This is a genomic window from Dyadobacter frigoris, from assembly GCF_005280585.1.
GTDB lineage: Bacteria > Bacteroidota > Bacteroidia > Cytophagales > Spirosomataceae > Dyadobacter > Dyadobacter frigoris.
In genome coordinates this window covers 592357-615986 of sequence record NZ_SZVO01000002.1, presented here as the reverse complement: position 1 = coordinate 615986, position 23630 = coordinate 592357, and the positions used below count along the sequence as shown (strand labels likewise).

At 39.3% G+C, this 23630-nt stretch carries 16 protein-coding genes and 1 riboswitch; of the genes, 11 read left to right on the top strand and 5 right to left on the bottom strand.

Going from position 1 to position 23630, the window contains the following annotated elements; translation table 11 throughout:
* The first annotated feature begins 4 nt into the window (after positions 1 to 4).
* The 6 genes from FDK13_RS06270 to FDK13_RS36490 all read left to right on the top strand — a co-directional run bounded on the left by FDK13_RS06270 (position 5) and on the right by FDK13_RS36490 (position 5755).
* Positions 5 to 850 (top strand): sugar phosphate isomerase/epimerase family protein, encoded by an 846-nt coding sequence (locus FDK13_RS06270; RefSeq protein ID WP_137339127.1) that lies wholly within the window; start codon positions 5 to 7, stop codon positions 848 to 850.
* A 91-nt stretch (positions 851 to 941) separates the two neighbouring features.
* Positions 942 to 1034, top strand: a riboswitch (SAM riboswitch).
* 159 nt (positions 1035 to 1193) lie between these two features.
* Positions 1194 to 2438 (top strand): peroxiredoxin family protein, encoded by a 1245-nt coding sequence (locus tag FDK13_RS06265; protein WP_137339126.1) that lies wholly within the window; start codon positions 1194 to 1196, stop codon positions 2436 to 2438.
* Between the two features lie 45 nt (positions 2439 to 2483).
* A complete protein-coding gene (locus FDK13_RS06260; protein WP_137339125.1) occupies positions 2484 to 3674 on the top strand; it encodes a cysteine desulfurase family protein in 1191 nt (396 codons plus the stop codon).
* A gap of 205 nt (positions 3675 to 3879) precedes the next feature.
* Complete coding sequence (locus FDK13_RS06255; protein ID WP_137339124.1) at positions 3880 to 4158, top strand: hypothetical protein; 279 nt, start codon at positions 3880 to 3882, stop codon at positions 4156 to 4158.
* Between the two features lie 179 nt (positions 4159 to 4337).
* Positions 4338 to 4838: a GNAT family N-acetyltransferase gene (locus tag FDK13_RS06250; RefSeq protein WP_137339123.1), complete on the top strand. Its 501-nt coding sequence runs from the start codon at positions 4338 to 4340 to the stop codon at positions 4836 to 4838.
* Entirely contained in the window at positions 4835 to 5755 is a 921-nt protein-coding gene (locus FDK13_RS36490) for a bifunctional helix-turn-helix transcriptional regulator/GNAT family N-acetyltransferase (protein ID WP_220417322.1), read from the top strand. Before FDK13_RS06250 ends, FDK13_RS36490 begins: the two co-directional genes overlap by 4 nt.
* Before the next feature lie 70 nt (positions 5756 to 5825).
* Here the strand turns inward: FDK13_RS36490 and FDK13_RS06235 are convergent, their stop codons facing one another.
* Positions 5826 to 8750, bottom strand: a complete 2925-nt coding sequence (locus tag FDK13_RS06235) for a TonB-dependent receptor (RefSeq protein ID WP_137339122.1) — start codon at positions 8748 to 8750, stop codon at positions 5826 to 5828.
* A 570-nt stretch (positions 8751 to 9320) separates the two neighbouring features.
* Here FDK13_RS06235 and FDK13_RS06230 point away from each other — a divergent pair.
* Positions 9321 to 11342 carry a tetratricopeptide repeat-containing sensor histidine kinase gene (locus tag FDK13_RS06230; protein WP_170982726.1) on the top strand — a complete coding sequence of 674 codons (2022 nt, stop codon included), beginning with the start codon at positions 9321 to 9323 and terminating at the stop codon, positions 11340 to 11342.
* A gap of 79 nt (positions 11343 to 11421) precedes the next feature.
* On the opposite strand, the gene FDK13_RS06225 is transcribed toward FDK13_RS06230, so the two are convergent.
* The 3 genes from FDK13_RS06225 to FDK13_RS06215 all read right to left on the bottom strand — a co-directional run bounded on the left by FDK13_RS06225 (position 11422) and on the right by FDK13_RS06215 (position 16747).
* Positions 11422 to 12951 (bottom strand): malate:quinone oxidoreductase, encoded by a 1530-nt coding sequence (locus FDK13_RS06225; RefSeq protein ID WP_137339120.1) that lies wholly within the window; start codon positions 12949 to 12951, stop codon positions 11422 to 11424.
* A 301-nt stretch (positions 12952 to 13252) separates the two neighbouring features.
* A complete protein-coding gene (locus FDK13_RS06220) occupies positions 13253 to 15751 on the bottom strand; it encodes a T9SS type A sorting domain-containing protein (RefSeq protein ID WP_137339119.1) in 2499 nt (832 codons plus the stop codon).
* Positions 15752 to 15931: 180 nt separating this feature from the next.
* The gene (locus FDK13_RS06215; RefSeq protein WP_137339118.1) at positions 15932 to 16747 is read right to left on the bottom strand and encodes a hypothetical protein; all 816 of its coding nucleotides are present in this window, start codon (positions 16745 to 16747) and stop codon (positions 15932 to 15934) included.
* 694 nt (positions 16748 to 17441) lie between these two features.
* Here FDK13_RS06215 and FDK13_RS06210 point away from each other — a divergent pair.
* Positions 17442 to 18674, top strand: a complete 1233-nt coding sequence (locus tag FDK13_RS06210; RefSeq protein WP_137339117.1) for a sensor histidine kinase — start codon at positions 17442 to 17444, stop codon at positions 18672 to 18674.
* 17 nt (positions 18675 to 18691) lie between these two features.
* On the top strand, positions 18692 to 19327 hold the full coding sequence (locus FDK13_RS06205) for a response regulator transcription factor (protein ID WP_229215921.1): 636 nt from the start codon (positions 18692 to 18694) through the stop codon (positions 19325 to 19327).
* A gap of 151 nt (positions 19328 to 19478) precedes the next feature.
* On the opposite strand, the gene acpP is transcribed toward FDK13_RS06205, so the two are convergent.
* Positions 19479 to 19712 carry an acyl carrier protein gene (gene acpP, locus FDK13_RS06200; RefSeq protein ID WP_137339115.1) on the bottom strand — a complete coding sequence of 78 codons (234 nt, stop codon included), beginning with the start codon at positions 19710 to 19712 and terminating at the stop codon, positions 19479 to 19481.
* Between the two features lie 699 nt (positions 19713 to 20411).
* Between acpP and FDK13_RS06195 the strand changes: the two genes are divergently transcribed.
* Both FDK13_RS06195 and FDK13_RS06190 read left to right on the top strand, forming a co-directional pair.
* Positions 20412 to 21464 (top strand): autotransporter outer membrane beta-barrel domain-containing protein, encoded by a 1053-nt coding sequence (locus tag FDK13_RS06195; protein WP_137339114.1) that lies wholly within the window; start codon positions 20412 to 20414, stop codon positions 21462 to 21464.
* A 37-nt stretch (positions 21465 to 21501) separates the two neighbouring features.
* Entirely contained in the window at positions 21502 to 23598 is a 2097-nt protein-coding gene (locus tag FDK13_RS06190; RefSeq protein ID WP_137339113.1) for a S8 family serine peptidase, read from the top strand.
* The last annotated feature ends 32 nt before the right edge of the window (positions 23599 to 23630 follow it).

The following is a 23630-nucleotide window of genomic DNA, read 5'->3' as shown; positions in this document are numbered from 1 at the left end:
ATTCATGAAATTCGGTATCAATACCTATTTATTTTCCTCTCCTTTTACCAATGAGAGCATAAGCTTTTTTCCAAAGTTTAAAGAATGGGGTTTTGATTTTGTGGAAATTGCTGTGGAGGATCCTGCCAATATTGATCCTGTTTTGATTAAAAAAGCGTTGGATAATAACGGTTTGGAGTGCCGTTCGGTATGTGCTGCGACTGGTCCGGGCAGAGACTTGCGCGGCAATCGGAAGGAGCAGGTTGTGGCTTTGGAATATATTAAACAACTGATCGATATAGCGCCGGTTTTAGGAAGTTCATTGGTTGCCGGGCCCATTTATTCTGCGGTTGGCAGAGCGGATCTTGTTCCTGAAAGTGAAAAAACACAACAATGGATTACTGTGGTGAAAAATCTTCAGACACTTTGTGCTGATGCTGAAAAAGCAAATATTAAACTGGCGATTGAACCGCTAAACAGATACGAAACTGATTTGATCAATACCTGTGAACAGGCTTTGAATCTGATCAAGGACGTAGGAAGTGATGCACTTCGGATTCATCTGGATGCTTTTCATATGAATATTGAAGAAAAGGATCCTGCTCTGGCGATCCTAAAAGCGGGGAGCAAATTAGCACTTTTACATGCGTCCGGCAGTGACAGAGGAACACCCGGAGGCGATCAGATTAATTGGGAAAGAATTTTTGTAGCGCTGGATAAAATCGATTATGCCGGTGATATCGTCATTGAGTCATTTACACCCGATGTTAAAATTATAGCCAAAGCAGCCTCAATTTGGCGAAAAGTAGAACCTTCAAAAGAATCAATAGCAGTAGACGGACTCAAATTTCTTCGCTCCTTAAACCTCTAAATCGAGATTCAAATTAATCTTTTTGAAAAAAATAAAAGATAATTCTTGCACAGGAAAAAAATATAACACAACTTTGTCTATCAAATTAGTAGATTTATAAAGAACGAAGGGAGAGGTTAGGCTCAATGATCTTCTGGCAACCTATGACTAATAAGGTGCCCCAACCTAATTCTAATGATAAATCTTTAGAATCCACTGAATACAAATTGTTGCCTGAGATATAACATGGAGGGAAATTTATTGTCGTTACTCTGAAAAAAGAGTGATTTAATTGAATTTTTAACTTATCTATCTAGTTAACTGGTAGAGATTATATACTGTACATTATTGAGTTCAAACTCCTATGAAAATCAATCGTTTATTATTGACAATTTTTTTGACAGCTGCGGTTGTCATTTCAGCTCAGGCACAGAGCAAGCAGATTAAAGAAGGTATCTGGCGTGGCGTTTTCAAAGTAGGAGAAACAGACGTTCCTTTTAATTTTGAAGTGAAAAAGAAAGATGGAAATCAACTGGTATTGACGGCCATTAACGGAGATCGCCGGGATGATTTTAACGCAAAATATTTCTCATCAGATTCGTTGCAGGTGACGATGAATACTTTTGAAGCCGCATTTTTTGCAAAGATAGAAAATGACGGAAGTCTGACCGGCATTCATAAAAGCCTTGTTCCCGGTGTAAACAGAGCAATTCCTTTTACGGCTCAGCCTAATAAAAATTACCGTTTTGTAGAACCAGGTAAGGAAATTAAGCCAAGTGCAACTATTACAGGAAAATGGCTGGTGAAAATCCAGTCGGATAAACCTGTTGCAGATCGCGTTGCAGTTTTTGAGCAAAAGGGAAATAAATTGAATGGTATCATTTTGTCAATTACCGGTGATAGCCGCGAATTGCAGGGAAATGTTCAGGGAGATGAATTTCTACTTTCCGGTTTTACAGGATCAGGTCCTTCTTATGTTACCGGAAAAATTATTGACGGAAAATCGATTGAAGGCGCCATCGGTTTCGGTCCGAATGCTACAAAATTCTCAGGCGTAAAAGATGACAACGCAGCGCTTGCAGATGCCTATTCGCTTACTTTCTTAAAACCGGGTTATGAAAAACTTGATTTTACTTTCCCGGATCTTAATGGAAAACAGGTTTCGTTAAGCGACGAGAAATACAAAGGAAAGGTGGTAGTTATTGAATTAATGGGAACCTGGTGCCCGAATTGTATCGATCAGGTTTCGTTCATGGCTCCGTGGTATAAAGAAAATAAAAGCAAAGGTGTCGAGATAATCGGTTTGGCTTTTGAGGCAAAAGATGATTATGAATTTGCAAAACGCACTTTGACAAAATTGAAAACCCGCTACGACGTGCAGTACGACTTACTTTTTGCCGGTAAAAGTGATAAAAATGAAGTTGCTCAAAAACTCGTTGCGCTCAAAGAATTCATCGCATTTCCAACGACAATTATCGTTGGTCGTGATGGAAAAGTGAAAGAAATCCATACCGGATTTTCGGGAAAAGGTACCGGACAATTTTATGATGAATATGTCAAAAAATGGAATACAGATCTTGCGAAACTGATCGCTGAGCCGTTACCGTAACTGCTTTCTTCTATTAAAAACAGATAACAAACTAAAAACCAAATTATGGAAATTTATTGTGATAGCGCTGCAACGACGGCCATTGATCCTGAGGTGATTGAAGCAATTTTGCCTTATTTGACTACCAATTTTGGAAATCCTTCATCCAGTCATTGGGCAGGGCGGAAAGTCCGGGAAATGATTGACAATGCCAGAAATACAATTGCGAAACTATTGGGAGTAACGGCAGAGGAAATATTTTTCGTTTCGGGTGCTACGGAAGCCAACAATCTTGCTTTGTCGGAATCGATCAGGGAATATGAGTTGACGCACGCAATCACAAGTAAAATTGAACATAAAGCGGTTTTGCAGCCTTTATTAAAGCATGAAAGAGAAGGTGATATCGAAATCAGTTATGTGAAACTTGATAAAAAAGGGAATGTAGATATTGAACATCTTGAACATTTGCTGGATGCAAATCCGCAATCGCTGATCAGTTTGATGCACGCAAATAACGAAATTGGAAATATTACTGATATCGAAGCGATCAGTAAACTTGCGGAAAAATATAATGCGATTTTCCATACCGATACAACCCAAACAATTGGCAAGGTAAAAATTGATCTAAAAGAATTTCCGGTTGATTTTCTGGTTGGATCCGCACATAAATTTCACGGTCCGAAGGGCGTTGGATTTATTTATATCAACAAAAGACACAAACTAAAACCGCAGATTTTAGGAGGTGCACAGGAAAAAGGACAAAGAGGAGGGACAGAAAATGCAATTGGTATTGCAGGCCTGGCCAAAGCGCTTGAAATTTCCTACCGCGATTTTGACAGTATTCATGAAAAAACAACAACACTCAAACAACGATTAATTTCCCAGCTTGAAAACAGTGGAATTCCTGAAATCGGGTTTAATGGTGAAAGTAAATCTTCGAGCCAAAGCCTGAGTTCTATCGTGAATATCTCTTTCCCTTGTTTGCAGTCGGGGAGTTTGGTCAATAGCCTGGATACTTTCGGTATAGCGGTATCCGGTGGCAGTGCCTGTTCCAATTTAGGCAATGGCGGTTCGCACGTTATCTCGGCTATTCAGGATGAAGAAAACAAGGAAAATGTCCGTTTTTCTTTTAGTAAATTCAATACAACAGAAGAGATTGACCAGATTGTCAACACGATAGCAAAAATCTACGAGGCTGATAATAATACAGTAGAGGAATCAATTGATGCTCAGAAATCTTTTACCTGGGCTCTATAATGGTGGCCAGGTAAAATTTAATGCTGCCAGATTCTTCTCATATTCACTGTTTTAGTTAATTAATATTATTTTTTTTTCTAAAATGGTGAATATCCAATTTCCAAGTTTGATTGATTTAATAATTTTCTTACATTGTACGGAGGTATTTGTTTAAGTATGAGTGCAATAGTGTTTCCAATTACTATGACGATAAACATGATTCCCAATGAAAAACACCTACCAGATTAAAATTGCATATCGCAAAAATCTTAGTCTTCATAAAATAACTTCTCTGATCGAATCGGTGAAAGGTGTGAGAATCAAACATCTTAACCTGATCAGCAAAGGAAAAAGCTTTGTCGGTGTACTCGCACTTGAAGTTTCTCAAATGATCGATCTTGATTCGGTTGTTACACTGATCCGTTCAAACCGTGACGTATCCAACGTTGAAAAGATAAATCCAAATCATTTATCTGTTTCAGGCGATCTTTATTATTCGCTTTGATTATTTCCGACATTCAGGAAGTGAATCTTTCTAACTTGTTTCTGTTTTTATCTGCTTCTTGATTATACTTAAAACCTCAATTTTTATTAGTTTCATAGTAGCCCTTTTATCAGAAATAATTTAATTGTTTTTGTTATTATGTAGCTGACTACATATATTTGTATGTAAATATAAAATATATGACAAATCAACTTCAAATCTCCCAAATTGGAAATACACATTCCGCACAGGTTATTGATTTAATTCTTCCTATTCAACAAATTGAATTTGGCGTCCCTATTACTTTGAAAGATCAGCCGGATTTATTGGATATTGAAAATAATTATCATGCAACCGGAGGTAATTTCTGGGGCGCGATTTATGATGAAAAAGTGATTGGTACTATCGCTTTAATAGGAATAGGAAATGGGCAAGGCGTAATCCGGAAGATGTTTGTAAACAAAGATTTCCGAGGGAAAGAATTTGGTCTTGCCCAACAGCTGCTTGAGAATCTGATAGACTACTGCAAGTCGGAAAATATTGCAGATCTTTATTTGGGAACTGTGGATATATTGAAGGCTGCAATACGTTTTTATGAAAGAAACAATTTTGTAAAAATTGAAAAGAAAAACTTGCCGGCTGCTTTCCCGATTATGTCTGCCGACAATGTTTTTTATCATTTAGAGATTGCAAAGTTATGATGAACAGCATCGATCAATCCGGAATTCTTGCCATTTCGACGCGTTTACAGCGTATCAGTGATCGTTTTAGAAAAGACGGATTACAGATTTATAAAGAAAATGGCATTGAATTTGAGCCTAAATGGTTTCCGGTTATTTATACTTTACAGCAAAAAAACGCTCTTAGTATCGGTGAACTTGCTGCTGAAATTGGTTACGCGCATCCGTCCACAATCAGTTTATTGAAAGAATTGGAAAAGGAAAAACTGATTATTTCGACAAAAGATAAAACAGATGATCGCAGAAGACTGATTTCGTTGACATCAAAAGGTGAGGTATTGATTGGCAAAATGAAACCGGTTTGGGAAATTATGGTTGCCGCCATGACAGAACTGACCGATACCACCAACAATATCATGCTGGCCATTAACGAAGTGGAAGCGGCATTTAAAAAGAAAAGTTTTTTGGAAAGAGCGCTGACCATTATGGATGATAACAAAGACGGAAAAGTATCAGAAAATAAAATTGAAGTATCAAAAATAACAAATCCAGAAGATCTGAAAACGGCATTTGCTATCAGGCGCCAGGTTTTTGTGATAGATCAAAATGTGGATGCTGCGGCAGAAGAAGACGGTAATGATATAGCGAGGCATTATCTGGCAAAAGTAAATGACCTGCCGGCCGGGACTGCAAGATGGAGAAAAACCAAAGATGGATACAAATTGGAACGTTTCGCTGTACTGAATGCTTACCGGGGAAGCGGCGTGGGCGGTGCGTTGGTGCAGGCATTGCTATCGGATTTGCCGGAAGGTGCGCGGGCCTATCTTCATGCACAGGTAAGGGCCGCTAAATTTTACGAAAAAAACGGATTTTCAAAGTTCGGGGATTTGTTTGTTGAACAAAATATTGAGCATGTGAAAATGGAGTTGTTTAAATAAAACTGGCGGTTAGCTCATCAGTTTTAACTGATCAGACTAACCGCCAATTGCTGACAGCTACGTGCTCCTTTTAATGATTCAGCAAACCGTCAAAAGTAATTGCCACATAATACAGACCACCAAGTGTTGGCCCGCCTGCATATTGAATATAATTGTTATTGAAAATATCACTTCCGCCAACTTTTACAGTTCCTTTAATAGTTGGCACTTTGTATGTTACCTGCGCATCAAAAGTATGGATCGCACGAACGTAACCATTAACCAAAGGACTTTCCCAAAGGAATTTTTTCTGCCATCTGTGCACAACACTGAAACCCAGATTTTTAGTTATCTGACGGTTCCCAAACTGGATATTTGTTGTCCATTCCGGTGTGTTAAATCCGGTTACGAAAATATCTGCGGTTGCGTTTGATTTGATTTTGTTAAAGCTGGTGTTTCCGGAAACTGTAAAACCTTTGTAGAAATTGTAAGTAACACCTAATGCCGAACCGTAGTTGGTATATTTGTTTTTAGCATTGGTATAAACGCGGTACCGATCCTGTGAATCTCTGTTGGCATCAAGCATGGCCAAAACTGCCGCATCAGAACCAACAGTTTGTCCGTGAGGAACATCCACTTGAACTTGTCCAAGGAATCCGTCGTAAGTATTGGTATAAGCATCAAAATCCAGTACCAAAGTATTATTCAGGAAAACACTTTTATATCCGAATTCGTAAGAGTGAATTCCTTCCGGGCGACCTTTGTCAAGTTGCGCTTTAACCAATAAATTTCTGTTAGCCAAGGCTGCATCGTTACGGGTTGCACCAGCCGCAACGGCTGTATTAACTGCTGCGTTAAATATAACACCGGAAGCGCGGGTGTAACTATTGTCAAGATATCCCAATCCTTCGTTGATATAAGGAAGGCTTCCCACACGTTTTACACGACCATTATTTACATAAGACAATGCTTCAAACAATCCTGGGAAACGATATCCCTGCTGATACGTAAAACGGAAATTGTTGCTTTTGTCGGGAGAATAAACGGCCGCTACACGAGGCGTCAGAATTGGTTTGAATTCCGGGTTATAATCAAAACGTAGTGAGCCGAATATTTTTAGCTTATCTGCAAAGAAGGTTTTAGTCAGCTGGGTGAAAGCTCCGATTTTTTTATAAGCAATATTTTTACCAAAACTGCCGTCCTCCAAAGGTTTTCCACGGTCGGCAATCGGGCGGGAAAAATCTACGAAACTATTTCCATCCGGCGTAATTTCGTATAAACGGGCATCACCGCCAATCAGCATATCAAAAGCTTTGGTATATTTCGAAAGATCCCACTGACCTTCCACATGATATAAATGACTTTTCTGCACCAATGCTGCCCCACCTGAAACCGGTGCGTCAGGAATCGCAGCAGATTTTATATCCCAGTTATTAATTCCGATAATAAGCGCCTTTTGGTCATTAAATGCCTTGGTTCCCGGAACAGCGCGGTTGGCATCAGCAACGCCGCGTGCATAAGCTGTGGCTGCTGCCAGGTTTGCGTCAGTTAACCCACCGCCATTATTTACTCCATATTGATTGAGAGCTGTTTTGTAGGCTGCGCCCCAAACGGTTGCATTTCCGCCTGTGGAAAGGTCCATGTTATCCGCAAGTGGTTTTACATTATAAGAATCACCGGAATTTTCAGAAGAAGTGTAAGCGCGAACCAAAAAGTCAGCTCCCTTTAATTCAACTTTATGGTTCTGGATGATCACATTGTCAAGCTGGATTTTATTTCCCCGTTGGAAAACACCATCCATTTTACCGATCCGGTAGCTATAAGAAAGTTCTGCCTTGTCGCTGATACGATAATGTACAGCGGCGTCAAATTTAAGGTTATCCACATTCGGGTTTACCAAATCTCTCTCCCAATAACCCGTGCGGGCTACATTCAAAGTCTGGTTTGGTTTGCCATTAATGTTCAAACCACTTACTGAAACGGTATTACTTCCGGCAAGCACATCATCACCATATTTATTCCAGCCATCGAATGCAGCATTATTCGCTCCGTTCAAAGCAGAAAATGATGGATTCGCACTTTTCAGGTTATTCGGATTTTGATCCAAACGTGTATCTGCCAGCCAGTCTGTTCCGCGCATATAGCTGAAATTGACTTTGAATGCGAATTTGTTATTGAATGCTTTTGCGTAACGTATGGCGGTTTCCGTCAGTATACTTGCATCCCGGCCGGTGCCGCCGACGTGGTTAACTCCCGTTTTCTGATAAACACTTAATCCCTGGTAAAAGAATGGGCTTTTTGTCAATAAATTGGACATTCCGTTAATGGCATTCAACCCATAAAGTGCCGAGGCTGCACCTGGCGTAATTTCCACACTGGCAATATCCAGTTCCGTAGGCCCGATTGCATTTCCAAGCGGAACACCCAAAGTTGCCGCCTGCATGTCAATACCATCAACGAGCTGCATAAAGCGATAGTTACTAGGAATATTAAATCCGCGTGTATTTGGTATTTTAAAAGTAAGACTTGATGTGGTCATCTGCACGCCTTTAACATTTTCCAGCGCATCATAAAAAGAAGGCGATGGCGAATCCCGGATAGCGCGAATGTCCAGTTTGGCAATAGCAACGGGTGATTTAAGGATGCTTTCTTCAACACGTGAAGCAGTCACAACAATTTCCTGTGCAAGCTGGGTTTGTGTTACAAGTTCAATATTAATATTGGAACCAGGATTTTGCACTTCAAATTCCTGAGTTTTAAACCCTATGCTGGAAATGACCAAAGTGAAAGGATATTTTGCTTTTGAGCGCAATTTAAAACTTCCGTCATTATCGGTTATGGTTCCTGCCACAGTTCCTTTTATCAGCACACTGACGCCTGGAAGCGTGGTTTTATCATCTTTGTCGATGATTTTTCCGGATATTTCAATGAAATTATTTCCCTGACCGAAGGTTAAAAGTGGAAATGCTAAAAGTGTAATGAGTGTAATCTTTTTTAGGAGTAACAATGGTTTCATGTAATTGGGGTAATTTTTATATTCTCTATCGATTTAGTAGACAAAAGTAATTCAGTTTTTGTTAAGTTCAAATTTTAATAAAAAATTATAACGATTTTAAGTAGCTGCTAAAAATATTTAGCAGTTGGTAAATTCAGATGCTAAATATTTTAATTTATATAATTTACTGTTAATGAGCTATTTAATATTAAATCAATAATCATTAAATAAAATTTTTCGGACAACATATCTAAAATCAAAATAATAAATATTTTAAATAAATTAAACAGGTACACTGGACCATCCATATTTACATAGTTCTGAAAAACAGGAAGTTATTAACAGAGCTGGCTAATTTTTAAGCATAAGAATTGTTGATTAAATTCGTGGCAGAACTTTTTAATGTACTGTTAATGAAGTAATTTTAAGTTTTAACAATCAAATCGTATTTTTTTACAAAGGGCTTATACTCAGCGGTACAAAATGATAAAATTTTATCTCTTCATATCTATTTTGATGATTAATAGGAGAGGTAATTTTATTCTGGCTGCACTGTCATTATTTTGTTTGTGCTCCTGTGGGAATTCAGATTTGAAAAAAGCAGATCACACCGCTTATGTAGATATGATCCGCGAGCAGGCCAAGCGTATGATGGATAAAGGAGAGAAAGAAAAAGCATTGGCTTTCTTTGACTCGGCCTATCAGGTTATTGATGACCCCGGAATTGGTGATGAAATCAGGAAATACAGTTTTAAAGGCCAGGACTATTATCCCAAAACAAGAGATAATTACAAAGGCATTGCGTGGCTTGACAGTATATTTCTTATTTTATCTACCGAAGAATTAAATAAAAAGTATATCAGGGAATACTCAACGGCTCTATTCCAAAAGGGCGATCTGCTTTTTAATATCAAGCGTTATAATGATGCTTACCAGTTTTATTACCGCGGAAAAATAATTGCGCAAACCATAATGGATCCGTGCGCGGTGAGTGAATATACTTACCGGCTCGGTATGGTAAGTTACAAACAGGCCAAGTATTCTGAGGCCATAAATAATTTTAAGCAGTGTTTTGAAGACGCCGCTTACTGTATAAAGGATTTCCGGAATTTTGCCTCTCGTCAGGAATTACTTGCTAATATTGCTTTAAGTTACAGCAAGTATAATATGACAGACAGCTCGCTGAATTATAGCAATAAGGCGCTGGCTTTTCTCCGTGAAGAAGGGAAGAAATTTCCCGATCGAAAGGATTATATCGAAATGGCGCAAGCTGTGGTTTATGGAAATCAGGCAGGAGAATATTATAAAAAAGGTGATACGCTTTCTGCGGAGAAATTGTTAAAGAGAAGCATCGCCACAAACCGGAAGAAAGGCTTTGATATTCCCGATTCTCAGATTTCGATGATTAAACTGGGAGAGTTGTATATTGAAAAACGGCGATTTAATGAAACGCACGAAATTACTGAACAGTTAAGGGCTTCACTTGATTCCAGTGATAATTTGTATGCTGAAATCGGCCTGAATAAGCTGAATTGGAAATATTATGACAAAATAGGAAAACCTGAACTGGCGTATATTTCTTTGCAGCAATACATGTTTTTGAAAGATTCCCTGGACCGAGAAAATAAAAAACTGGTCAGCGCGGATGTAAACAGGGAATTTCAAAGTATTGAACAGCAGTATAATTATACGCTGTTAAGCAAGGAAAATGATCTGAAAAAGAATTATTTGTACGTAACGCTGCTTTTTTCACTTATGGCACTGGCAATTTTATTATTGTTGCTGCAAAACTGGAAAAGCTCTAAACTGAATGTGGCTGCACTTACAAACCTGAACAAGCAAATTACATTTCAGAATAAACAGCTGGAACAAACACTGGACGATCTTCGGCAGAGCAATAAGGATAAAGACAGGATTTTAAAAGTGGTTGCCCACGATTTGAGAAACCCGCTTGGCGCTATTTCTTCTATATCTTCCCTTTTACTTGAAGAGGTTGACTTTTCAGAGGAACATATGGAGTTTGCCAAATTGATGAAAACATCAAGCCTGCATTCCATTGAAATGATTAATGATCTGCTGGCGGCTAATTTTAATTATCGCCCGGAGGAAATGAAAAAGGATGTTGTGGATATGCGGGTTCTGCTTCATGAATGCGTTGAACAATTAAAATTCAAGGCCGATGAAAAGGATCAGAAAGTGAATCTGGAAATAGGGGCAGATGTGCTGGTTTTGGCCGATAAAGAAAAAATATGGAGGGTTTTGAGCAATCTGATTGTCAATGCCATAAAGTTTAGCCGGCCGGGATCTGCTATATATGTGAAATTAGTGGAGAGGGATCACAAGATGGAACTGTCGGTTGAAGATCAGGGAATAGGAATCCCGGACGAATTAAAAGACAAGATCTTTGATGCATTCACAGATGCCAAAAGAAGAGGGACTTCCGGGGAGCAGCCGTTTGGATTGGGTCTTTCTATTTCAAAGCAGATTATTGAGGCCCATGGCGGTAAAATATGGTTTGAAAGTGATATGGATAAGGGTACCACTTTTTACGTGGAATTACCGGCGGCCGAAGAAAAATCTGCTTTTGCAATATCTTCTTCCCTGACAATTTAATTTTGTTGTAGGTATATAAACAGCAAAAGCGGATTATATTCACAATCCGCTTTTGATTTTATAGTTTTAACGAAATTCCCTACGCCAGGATTTCTTCCTCTTTTCTTGAAGGATTCAGTTGTAAAACCTGGGTAGTCCAGGCACGGGTTTTGGCCGCAAGCCTGACATCTTTCGCTAATGAATTTCCAAAAGAAGGAATTAGTTTTTGAAGCTGCTGTTTCCATTCCGCAGTAGCTGCCTGATCTTTGAAACAGCGATGGATCAGTTCAAGCATAATAGAAACCGAAGTAGATGCGCCCGGAGAAGCACCCAGCAATGCCGCCAGCGAACCATCAGCTGCTGTCACCATTTCGGTCCCAAATTCCAGCACACCGCCTTCTTTTTTATCTTTTTTGATAACCTGTACACGCTGACCTGCTTTTTCAAGTTCCCAGTCTTCCATACGGGCTTGTGGCATATAATCTTTCAAAGCCGCAAGTCTGTCTTCTGGTGATTGCCTTACCTGATCAATCAGATATTTGGTCAACGGTATGTTATGGATACCGGCGGCCAGCATTGGCTTAATATTATTGAATTTGATTGAACGCGGAAGATCAAGATAAGATCCGTTTTTCAGGAATTTTGTTGAAAAACCTGCATACGGACCAAACAACAATGCTTTCTTTCCGTCGATTACACGAGTGTCCAAATGCGGAACCGACATTGGCGGAGAACCAACAGCGGCTTTTCCGTAAACTTTTGCCTGATGCCGTTCAATAATTTCAGGATTGTTACAAACCAGCCATTGGCCGCTTACCGGAAACCCGCCAAATCCTTTTCCTTCAGGTATGCCGGATTTTTCCAAAAGTGGCAAAGAGCCGCCACCAGCTCCTATAAATACAAAAGGAGTGCGTAATTTTTGTGTTTTGCGGGTTGCTAAATCTTTAACCGCAATCGTCCATGAACCATCCGATTCGTGTTTGAAATCGTCAACTTCGTGATTCAAATAAAGGTTTACACCTTCCTGAGTTTCCAGATAATTAAATATGGTTCTGGTTAAAGCGCCAAAATTTACATCTGTACCAAGATCCATACGTGTCGCAGCAACGACCTCTTGCGGATCTCTTCCGTCCATAATCAGAGGAACCCAGTTTTCGATTTCGGTGGGATTATCCGAATACTTCATCCCTTCAAACAAATGATGTTTTGTCAAAGCTTCGAAACGTTTTTTCAGATAATCGACATTATTCTCGCCCCAAACAAAACTCATATGAGGTATGTGACGAATGAATTCTTCCGGCGCCTCAGCGATTTTATTTTCTACCAGATATGACCAGAATTCTTTTGATACTTCAAATGATTCAGCAATTTTAATTGCTTTGTCAATTTCCACGGAGCCGTCTTCTTTTTGCGGTGTATAGTTCAATTCACAAAAGGCAGAATGTCCGGTTCCGGCGTTGTTCCATGCATCAGAACTTTCAGCAGTAACCCTATCCAGTCTCTCAAAAATAGAGATTGTAAAAGCGGGATTTAACTTTTTAAGTAAAATCCCCAGCGTTGCACTCATAATACCGGCTCCAATCAGCACGACATCGGGAGTAATTGATTTTATAGACTTTTTGGTACGCATTGTGTAAGAAAGAATTATAGTTCATTAGGCCATCAGCCCGGAAAAATCCAAAATCTCTATAATGAACAATAGTGCTTGTAATAATTGTTTCCAAAATAAGCCAATTGAAAAAATAAATTGACCTTTAAAGTAAAAGTTCTTATTATCGATCAATAAAAACCTTGCTTCGTACCATTTATTTTGTTGTTCGTAAGTTTTTTTATTTATTAAATAAAAAAATAAAAAATGTTGCCAGAGCGAATCCGACAACATTTTTTATTTTTCAGTTCATTATGTAACCAAATATGTACCAAATCGGCACTTACTTTTTGACAATTTTAAAAGCTTCTTTATTTACCCGGATTACATATAAACCGGCCGGGAATTTACTCATATCCAGATGTAAGGAATTCGTTTTCACTACATTGGATTGAAGTTTGACCCCAAGAGAATTTATTATTTCAACTGAGTTTATTTCAATTTCAGATTGGATGTCTAAATAGTCAGAAACGGGATTTGGAAAGACTTGAACCGATATTTTATCACTCATTTTCACACTTATCACGCGGCTGTATTGGTAAGATCCGTCCATATCAACCTGCTTTAAACGATAATAATAGATCCCCGCCGACAAGGAAACATCCTGATAATTGTAACGTTTGGAGGATACTGAGTTTCCTGCTGCAAGCTGTCTTTTAACAGTTTGAAAATGAATTGCGTCTGTGCTGCGTTCCAACTCAAAATAAGCTGAATTGGTCTCCGCACTTGTTTCCCATTGCAGTGAGGCTGCGGTGCCGTCAGGATTTCCTTTGAAATATGTCAAAGTAACGGGTAGTGCGGTATTGGCTGCAACCAGGAAAAACCCTCCTGTACTGGTCATATCGAAACTAACTTCCCAACTATTTAATACTGTATTCCAGGTAACGGATGCGGGGGTTATTTCGGTACGGCTACCGGTATAACTGTTTTGAGCAGCGGTATTATTGGATGAGCTGCCACTAAACTGTATGACGCGCAAATTGTTTTTTCCGCTTTGGTCGGTTGGGTTGCTGGGGATATCGGTGCTGCTTACTAAATTAAATGCGTCAAAATCACTCTGAGAGAAAAATAAGGTTAGCCTTGAAGCCGGATTACTGGCTGCTGCATTCAATTTTATATCAAAATGCCTTTGTACGTAAGGCGAATTTTGATAGGATTGAACGGAGCCGTCTATATACGCTTTTGCGGTTATGGTTTCATTTATCAGCGCAGAATTTGCAGCGGGAACGATTTTGGCAAGAATCCGGCAATCGTTGATAAGCAGGTTATTAACATTGTTGGTGATAATTTGCTGACTTATATCCAAATTCCCGGCAATGGAAGCAGGAGAGACGCTTAGTGGAACCCGGATTCTTGGAGAAAAAACTACATTATTAAATGTATCAGTGGTTTTAAGCTGATAATCGCCTGAACCAATAGTCCATAGTTGACTGCTCGAAACACTGGTATTACAATTGTCACTGGAAAGCCAGTCATATGTTTTCAAACCCGAAGGAGCCAGGAAAGTAACATTTGCTGTTTCTGTCCTGGCAACCGAAACACTTGGCGGGGGCGCAGCAGGATATGGTGTGGAATTTTTGAAAAAATCAGCGTCCATTTTTTCTGTCCACCATCCGGCTAAATGCAAAAGTCCTGTTCCTGTAAAGTGAACCTGGTCAATATTACGATACGTGGAGTCATAGTAATTATCGGTTTCCGGTCCGGGAAATACGCCTTCCATTTTGTAATTTAAATCACTGCCATGGCTTCCCAGGCCTATAATATCATTTTGAGCATCAATAACTGGCTGCCAGGTACGTGTATCTCCATTGACATTATAACGTGACACTCTCGACACAACCCAGGCCAGATTGCTTTTTCCGGACAAATCCCGGGTAGCTTTGATCACATCCCTGATATCGGACAAATAATCCTGGCTTGTGCGGTTTACCATGTTGTCTGTTTCGCCCTGATGCCACAAAACGGCCCGGACACCCAGCTGGGCAATGTAATTATTCAGTGTAATCCGTAAATGGCCAAAGGGTAATCCGGCGGGAAACGGAAAGCCAAAATCACTGATTGTTATATCATTTTCAGGAATGGATTCCTTCCAGTTTCTAACGCCTGTGCTGGACCAGCCGGCATTGAAGATCATAACCGGAACCTGTATTTTTTTAACCAGACTATCGCCAAAAGCACCCCAGCACCATGCATAATTTCCAAACGGAGAGGTTTTTGTGATATCATCAAGATGGACATATTCCGGACATGGCAACTGGATTAGTGAATAAGGCGCTATGGAGGGGATATTATTGGCGTCATAATTTTGAAAATTGATGCTGCTGACTCTATCATCAGTTGCACCCGGACCATTTTCGTGGCCGTCCCCACCGGTTGCATTTGATTGGCCGGCTACCACAAAAACTTCGCCAACGCCCACACGTTCAACAGTAGTGGTTACGCTTTCTGCATTATCAACAATAACCCTTACTTCCAGTTTGTACCAACCACCGGTAACGGACATGGATCCGTAAAAATTGCCACTCCGTGGATTTTCCTGAACTGTTGCCCAACCACCTCCCGCGGGAGCAGCTGTGCCCTGGCCTATTTCTCTTGGAACAAAACGAGCTTCAACCCGGTCAGCACAACCGGCAAAATAACCTGCAATGACAACAGAAGCCTGGTTGGAGTTATCGCGTTGGAAAACGACACGGTTGGAGGGGTAGGTAACGGTGATTTGCCCCAGGCAAATTTTAGAAAATAGGATTAAAAAAATAAAAATTTGTAGAGAAAGTTTTCTCATAGTGTGGGATTACGACGTTATGATAAAGAGAGGTGTAAAACTGAAATATTCTAAAAATCTAAAATTTAGGACAAAACTAAGATACTTTTAGCTAATTTAAAAATACAGAAGCATCAAATTACTAAACGGCCGGATAATGATTCTTAATAAACTGATTTTTAATAATTTGTAAATAACTAGTTACTTGTAAGATGTTAACATAGTATTGGGAGCTGATGGAAAAGACGTACAACCTTTTTCCATGACATTGGCATGACCATAACCACCGGCAGAAGCGGAAATGATCCGGATATCTGATGACGGTCCCGGACAAATAATCAGGTTTGGGCTGTTGGTTAAGGATTGAGGTAGCTCCGCAAAGCCGGCCTGGCTTAGTTTGGCTATGCCTGTTGGGACATAAATTCTGTTTCCATAATTATTAACAAGATTCACAACGTTGGTGAGAGAGTTGGGTCCCAGGAGTATTTTTCCGTTTTTGGAATCCAATATTAATGTTCCAATGTCTGTTGTTCCGTTGTTAATAAAGATGGATTTTTTGCCGCCGAAATTAAATTTAGCCGAGCCCCAGTTTATTTTCGAACCCGGACCTGCGTTGGCTATGTAATTGCGATTATGATTTAATGAAACATTTCCGGTAAATGTGACTGATCCATAATTAATTAAAGATGAGTTTCCATTGAATTCAAATGAGGGCAACATGGCAGATCCCTTTTTGGCAACAAGAATGTTACCTTTCAGGATTGTCAATTTTTTAATTTTTACTTTTCCGGTAATCACTAAGGTACCTCCGTCAATGGTTAGCTCATTCAGGATTCCGGTGCCCGAAAAACACCTTGTTTGGCCTTTTGTCAGTGTTGTATTATCGGAAACGGGTTCGTAATCCCTTTCAGAAAAATCACTGACAGGTAATTTCTGATGTTGTGAAATTCCGGAAAACGGATAAAAAAGGCATGAAAGTAAAAGAAGAATGTTACTTCTGGTGTAAAAATATTTCATAGACTGTTGAGTTAGAAGATGATTAAGAAACTTGTTAAGAGCCCTTTATGCAAATCTGTTCTTCAACTGGTCAGGTATTGAATACGATAAAATATTTGTTGGAGGAATTGTGTAACTACTAACAGCAGCGGGAGCTGGCAGAACTTTAAAACCTGACTTTGTTTTTAAAGTACTGACAGATTGGTGAAAACTTTCTAAATATTTAGAAAGTTTCACAAAAGTGAAATTGTAAAATTGATCCATGAATTTTTGAGTAAGGAGGGTATTTGAAATCTTTGCAATTATACCATTTGATTTTATTAAATCCAATGAAAATCAAAATGTTACAGTGTGTGAATAGATGAAAAATTATAGTGTCAAACTGCTTTTTTTCTTAACGATCAGGTTTTATATAAGCTGGCAGCCTTTACACCACCAGCCATTTTTATTTGCCTTATTTGCAAGGCTGATAGAGGAGGATTTCTTTGTTGGCAACAATACCCGGCCGATATCAATAATTTTGTTGATATATTAAACAGGAATGTCATTTAGAATTTATTCGAAGCAGTTTATTTTGTTTGCTTATTAAGATCAAAATTAGAAGCATAATTTAAGGTAATCAATCACCCATTTTGGGGGATTTTGTAGTATTAATATTATATAAACACCAAATTGATATGAAGCGGTTTAATTTTAAAGTGTCGACAATATTCGTATGATACCCGAAAAGCTGATTAATTATTTTTTGACATCCGAGCTGCGAAACAAATTGCATCCGGAATATGATCAGGTACGCACAATTGTCAGTGGTTCCATCGTAGCTACGACGTTGCTGCTTATCTTGCCGTTGCCTCTGTTTTTTTTTCCGCCGCCTCTTATAGGTTATTATGCGCTGGCCGGCCTTGGAATATGCACTTTATTTTGTCTCAAATTTTATGGCATTTACTGGCCTCCGTTAATTCTTGCATTGCTGACAAGTTACGTGGTGATTATTAACGATACACTGGAAACAGGTGCCATTGATTCTCCGGCTGTTACTACCTTATATCTTTTGTTGCTGACTGGTTTTTGGTTTAACAGGAAAATCGGGCTTTTTATGATCGCTTTAAATATCCTGGCAATAATCTTTATATTTTATTCTGTTCCGGAGGCGGATGGCGAAAATTTATATGCTGTTGTCTCCCACATCGTTCTGACGATTTTTTTTGGGGCTTTCTTCTGGTTCGTACAAGAACAACACGATGCTGCACGTTTACAGATCAGAGAACAGCAGCACATTCGTATTGATTTGCTCGACAGGGCCGTGAAGGACCGTACACAGCAATTGTCAACAATGAGGCAAAACCTGGCAAGTGATTTTCACGACGAAACGGGTAATATGTTGTCGGCCATTACCCGGCAGGCTGCTATCCTGAAACTGAAATTAAAGGACGAGCCCACTGTTCTTTCAGTGGTTGATAATATTATAATGAACAGTGATCAGTTATACGCTTCCAGCCGGGATTTTCTGTGGAGTGTCAATAACAACAGCGATGATCCCCACGAGCTTTTTGCATATCTGACTTCATTTGGACAAGTGTTTTATAACCAGTTTGATATTGCTTTTTCTGTTAAATCGACAATTAATGATGTCGTAGAATTGGCTCAATTACAGGCATTTGCATCCCGTCATATTATTTTTATTTTTAAAGAAGCCATGACAAATGTTGCCAGGCATTCAGGTGCGGGGGAAGTACTTTTAGAAATGGTAGTCTTTCAGGAATATGTTTCCATTTCATTGCAGGATGATGGCTCATGGAAAGAGCCCAAAGATGGGCAGCCGCATAACGGGCTGCATAACATGAAAAAGCGAAGTAAAGAAAATGATTTCAAATTTAAGGTGTATGGCAGCTCGCAAGGAACTCGTCTGCAAATAGAGGCTCCCGTACATTTTACAACAGTAGAGTAATGATAGAACGGTTAATAATGAAAAAACGGATAATAATTGTTGAGGATAATATTTCTATCCGAGAAGGTTTCAGGGCAGTGCTGGAAACCATTGAAAAATACGAAGTGATGAATTTATACAGCAATGTTGAAGAGGCTCTGGAACATCTGGATCAGGATTTGCCCGATATTGTTTTGATGGATATCGAACTTCCCGGAATGGATGGAATTGCTGGTACAACCAGAATTAAAAAGCAGTATCCGGATTGTATCGTTTTGATTATCACAGTTTTGGAGGATAGCGAAAAAGTCTTTCGTTCTCTTTGTGCGGGAGCAGGCGGTTATATTGTTAAAAATTCCAATATTTCTGAAATTGTACAAAATATAGACGAGGCGCTGGCCGGCGGAGCGCCTATGAGCTTGTCTATTGCAAGAATGGTTGTGCAATCTTTCCAGCAACAACAGAACTCCCCGCTGACCGAACGAGAGACAGAAGTATTACAAGGTATAGCCGAAGGAAAAAGCTATTCCAAAATAGCGCTGGATTTGTATGTAAGTAAGGAAACGATTAGAAGTCACATCAAAAATATTTACCGGAAACTTGAAGTTTCAAGCAAGGCGGATGCAATAAAAGTAGCAAATTCGAACAAATGGGTGACGGGAAGAGCGTTGTAAGCCAAGGTAATTTTACATCCCATGCCTGACAATAAACAACATATTTATTGTCAGGTTTTGTCAGGAGATAGTCATTCAATTGTAAAATCTGTAAGACTTATTTCGCAAAGACTAAGTCCTGTAGATTACTCAGATTAATGTATATAATTTATCAGGCAGGAATAGCCTGACGTTCTTCAAGATATTCAACCAGACTTTTTACAGTCACAATCTTGGCATAGTCATCATCCGGAATAGCAATATTAAATTCCTGTTCCAGCTGCATCATCAGATCAACAGTATCCAGGCTGTCAAAGCCAAGATCTTTCATAAAATTGGCATTGTCAGACACCGCACTTTTATCGATGCCGAAGTTATTCAAGATTTTAATAATACGTTCTTTCATGCTCTGGCTAATATATAAGATTTACAATTTTTAAAGTATTTCATTTCGGGATAAACGAAATTTACGTAGAAATAGTACCATTAAATAATGCAAAACGTTCCGTTACTAACACATTTTTTATATTTGTCTCATTATTAAATTGTTATCTTATATTAAAATATTTTAATATGGTTTCGGTATTGGGGGTTGAAATTGGATTAGTGATGTTGTAGGGATATGTTTCCTGTACCATTGACAAACTAAATAAATGTAATTATATTGATTCGGATATTAAAAGGACAATGGTCGAAGCCAAATTACTGCTTCCGATCCTGACTATTTAATTCGACATAAACTCGGAATATATTTTATTCAAATTTGTCATAATACTTGTGTACAAAGTTTTGAAATAGTAGCTTGCCTGTCAATTCTCAACTTATCAAATTCTTCTTTTGATTTAACCGGTGATTATTTCACGGGCATAGGTGTGTTTAATTTTTTGCATATCTACACCTGGGAATGACGTTCCGTAAATCATATTGTTAGCCTGGCAGCATACCCGAAATGTGCAGCAGAAGAACAATGTCTCATTTTCAAATTTTCCTGGTATATCCAAGTATAAAGAAAAGATCCGTGATCCGGCAGTCCGGTGATCCGGCAATCTGGCGGCCCCCGAAAAGCCTTAACAGAGTAGGGATACTATTTATTTACATTCATAAAATGAAACACGGTTATTTACAACTCAAAAGAAATGCGTTTTTATTTCTTGCTGCCTCTGCCTTATTAGGCGAGGTCAGTGCACAAAGTGATTCTTTGAGGTCAGCGCGGACGGAGGGTACGCAGTCTATTAATGGTACGGTTACTTATGATGGGACTGGGGCGGGGACGGTTGGTAATTACGGGACTTTTTTAGGGTACAACGCCGGACAGGTTAATACTGCATCTGATAATTCTTTCTTTGGGGCCTACAGTGGAGCCCTTAACACAACGGGATATTACAATGTATTTATTGGTCGTAGCGCTGGGAAGAATAATACTACGGGTAACCAGCAAGTTTTTTTAGGAGTTAGTGCCGGATATTCTAGTACAACTGGAACATGGAATACCTTTATTGGAAGTGCAGCAGGATTTAGTAATACATCTGGTGTTGGTAATACACACATAGGTAATGTAAGTGGTTACAATAATTCTACAGGTCAAAATAATACATTTGTTGGGAATGGTAGTGGATTCAACAACATAAGTGGTAGCTCAAATGTATTTTTGGGCAATCGAGCTGGGAAAGATGAATTAGGTAGCAACAAACTCTATATTTCAAATTCAGAAACTTCAAATCCATTAATTTATGGAGATTTCTCTTCCAGTAGGCTAGTTCTAAATGGAAAAGTAGGTATTTCAACTTCGACATTTCCAGCAACAATTGGCGGAGTGGATATCAATGCTTACCAATTATTTGTGAAAGGGGGTATTTTGAGTGATGAAGTTCGAGTGCGCACTGGTTGGGCTGATTATGTTTTTGATGAGAACTATAGTCTTAAGTCTCTTAGTTACTTGGAAGATTATATTTTAAGAAATGGTCATTTGCCTAATGTCCCTTCAGCAAAGGAGGTTGAGAAGCAGGGCTTGAGTTTGGGTGAAATTGCAAAGGTACAACAAGAGAAAATTGAAGAATTAACTCTTTACCTAATCAAGCAAAATAAGCAATTGGAGGAACAGGGAAGGCAAATAACGGAACTTACAAAGACAGTCAATGTATTAGTTATCAAGAAGTAACGAACTATGTAAGTTTTATATTTAATGCTATTCTTATATGAACATATTAAAATATTATGTACTGACATCGTTGTTATTCCTTTCCACTTGTAGTTATTCTCAAACTTTCATGGAAGGTCAAAAAATTATGGGTAAAAGCGATGTGTTAAAACTCAAATTGTTGAGTACAAGACATAAAGAAAATTATAATAGAGCACTAACTTTTGCTAAGAAGAGGGGATGGGATCTCCGTAAATTGTCAAAGGATGGAGTTGTTATGATATTTTATGGAATGACAGACAATTTTCAACCTATCTATGTTGAATCATTGAACAGGAACTCAGGGATCACGTCAAGAGCTAATACCTTATATTCAGGTGGGAGCCTAGGTTTAAGCGTGCATGGAGAAAGTATGACAGCCGGTGTATGGGACGTCGGGGCATTACGAGTTAATCATGAGGCTTATGAAAACAGAGTAATCCAAATGGATAATTTAGGATCAGCTGCAGTCTATTATGATCACCCTACACATGTTGCGGGTACAATAGCTGCATCAGATAAATTTTTAAACGGTATTGTTCGCGGCATGGCGTATAAATCAAATGTTCATGGATATGATGTTGGTGGAGATCTTGGTGAAGTTGCAAATGAGGCAGCCGGCGGACTGCTTTTATCTAATCATTCTTACGGAGCGTCTGAAGGGAGCATGTATTATGGGGCCAGTAATTTTGATGAAGTTATGTACAAGGCCCCCTTTTATTTATCCGTCTGGGCCTGTGGTAACGGCGGAGGACCAATAGATAAAATTAATCCTAACGCAACGGTTAAAAATGGGCTTGCTGTTGGATCAGTTCACAAAGTACTTAATTACTTGGGACCTTCCTCTGTGATTGCGTCTACATTCAGTAGCAGAGGACCATCAGATGACGGTAGAGTCAAGCCAGATATAGTAGCAATGGGGGATACCGTTTTTTCGACTATAGTTGGTGTTGGAGGAACTTATGGTCCTGGGTATGGGGGGTTAAGTGGAACCTCTATGTCTGCTCCATCTGTTACAGGAACTTTATTGTTGCTACAACAACATTATGCCAACGTCAACAGTAATTTCATGCGTGCATCCACATTAAAAGGTCTTGCACTCCACACAGCAGATGAAGCCGGTTTATATCCCGGGCCAGACATTACCTTTGGCTGGGGATTGATTAATGCGGAAAAAGCTGCCAACGCAATTACCAACAATGGTGGTGTTTCCTATATTTCGGAAGATTCGCTGGCAACCGGAGGATTGTATACAAGAGAACTCGTAGCTTCTGGCTCAGAGCCGCTTGTGGCAACGATTTGCTGGACAGATTTACCCGGGAGCCCTACGGCAATTGACAATGACCCCACGCCCAAATTGGTAAACGATTTAGATCTGAGACTCAGCGCGAATGGAACGACATACTATCCGTGGAAACTGGATCTTTCCAATGTTACCGGCCCGGCGATTCAAGGAGATAATAACCGTGATAATATTGAAAAGATAGAAATTCCAAATCCAGTTGCCGGCCAAGTTTATACGCTTCGTGTCAATCACAAGGGCACACTGGCTGATAACGGACAACGCTTTTCAGTGATTATTACAGGCTTGGAAGAATGTGTAGTTAACCGAAATATTGCTTCTTCCGTGAATACCATATCGGTCGATCATCAGCAGGCCTCATCAACCATTTTGGCTACCAATACTGTAAATACAGGTGCGGAGGCAGTTTATCATGCCGGCGATCAGGTTTTGATGACGGATGGGTTTACGGCGGTGAACGGGTCGGTATATCGGGCTTATATTGAGGCATGTTCGGATGACTACGCCGCCAGAAAGGGTGCCGTTGAGCGGCCGGTGGTTACCTATAATATTCCGACCCCTGATAAGGAGATTACACTTACAGACGATGCCGTTTATCCAAATCCTGGAAATGGAATCTTCAATGTTAAAGTAGCCGGCCTTCATGAAGGGACGGTTAGGGTGATTAATCTCAATGGAAATGAATTTTTTAATAAGAAGTTCAAAGACCAGCAGGAGCTGAATATTGACATTAAAAATGAGACTCCTGGTATGTATATCATTCGGGTCGTTTCAGGAAGTAAGGTTTACACTAAAACAATTATGAAGTTTTAGATGATAACCCTGGGCGGTGTGACTACCGAGAA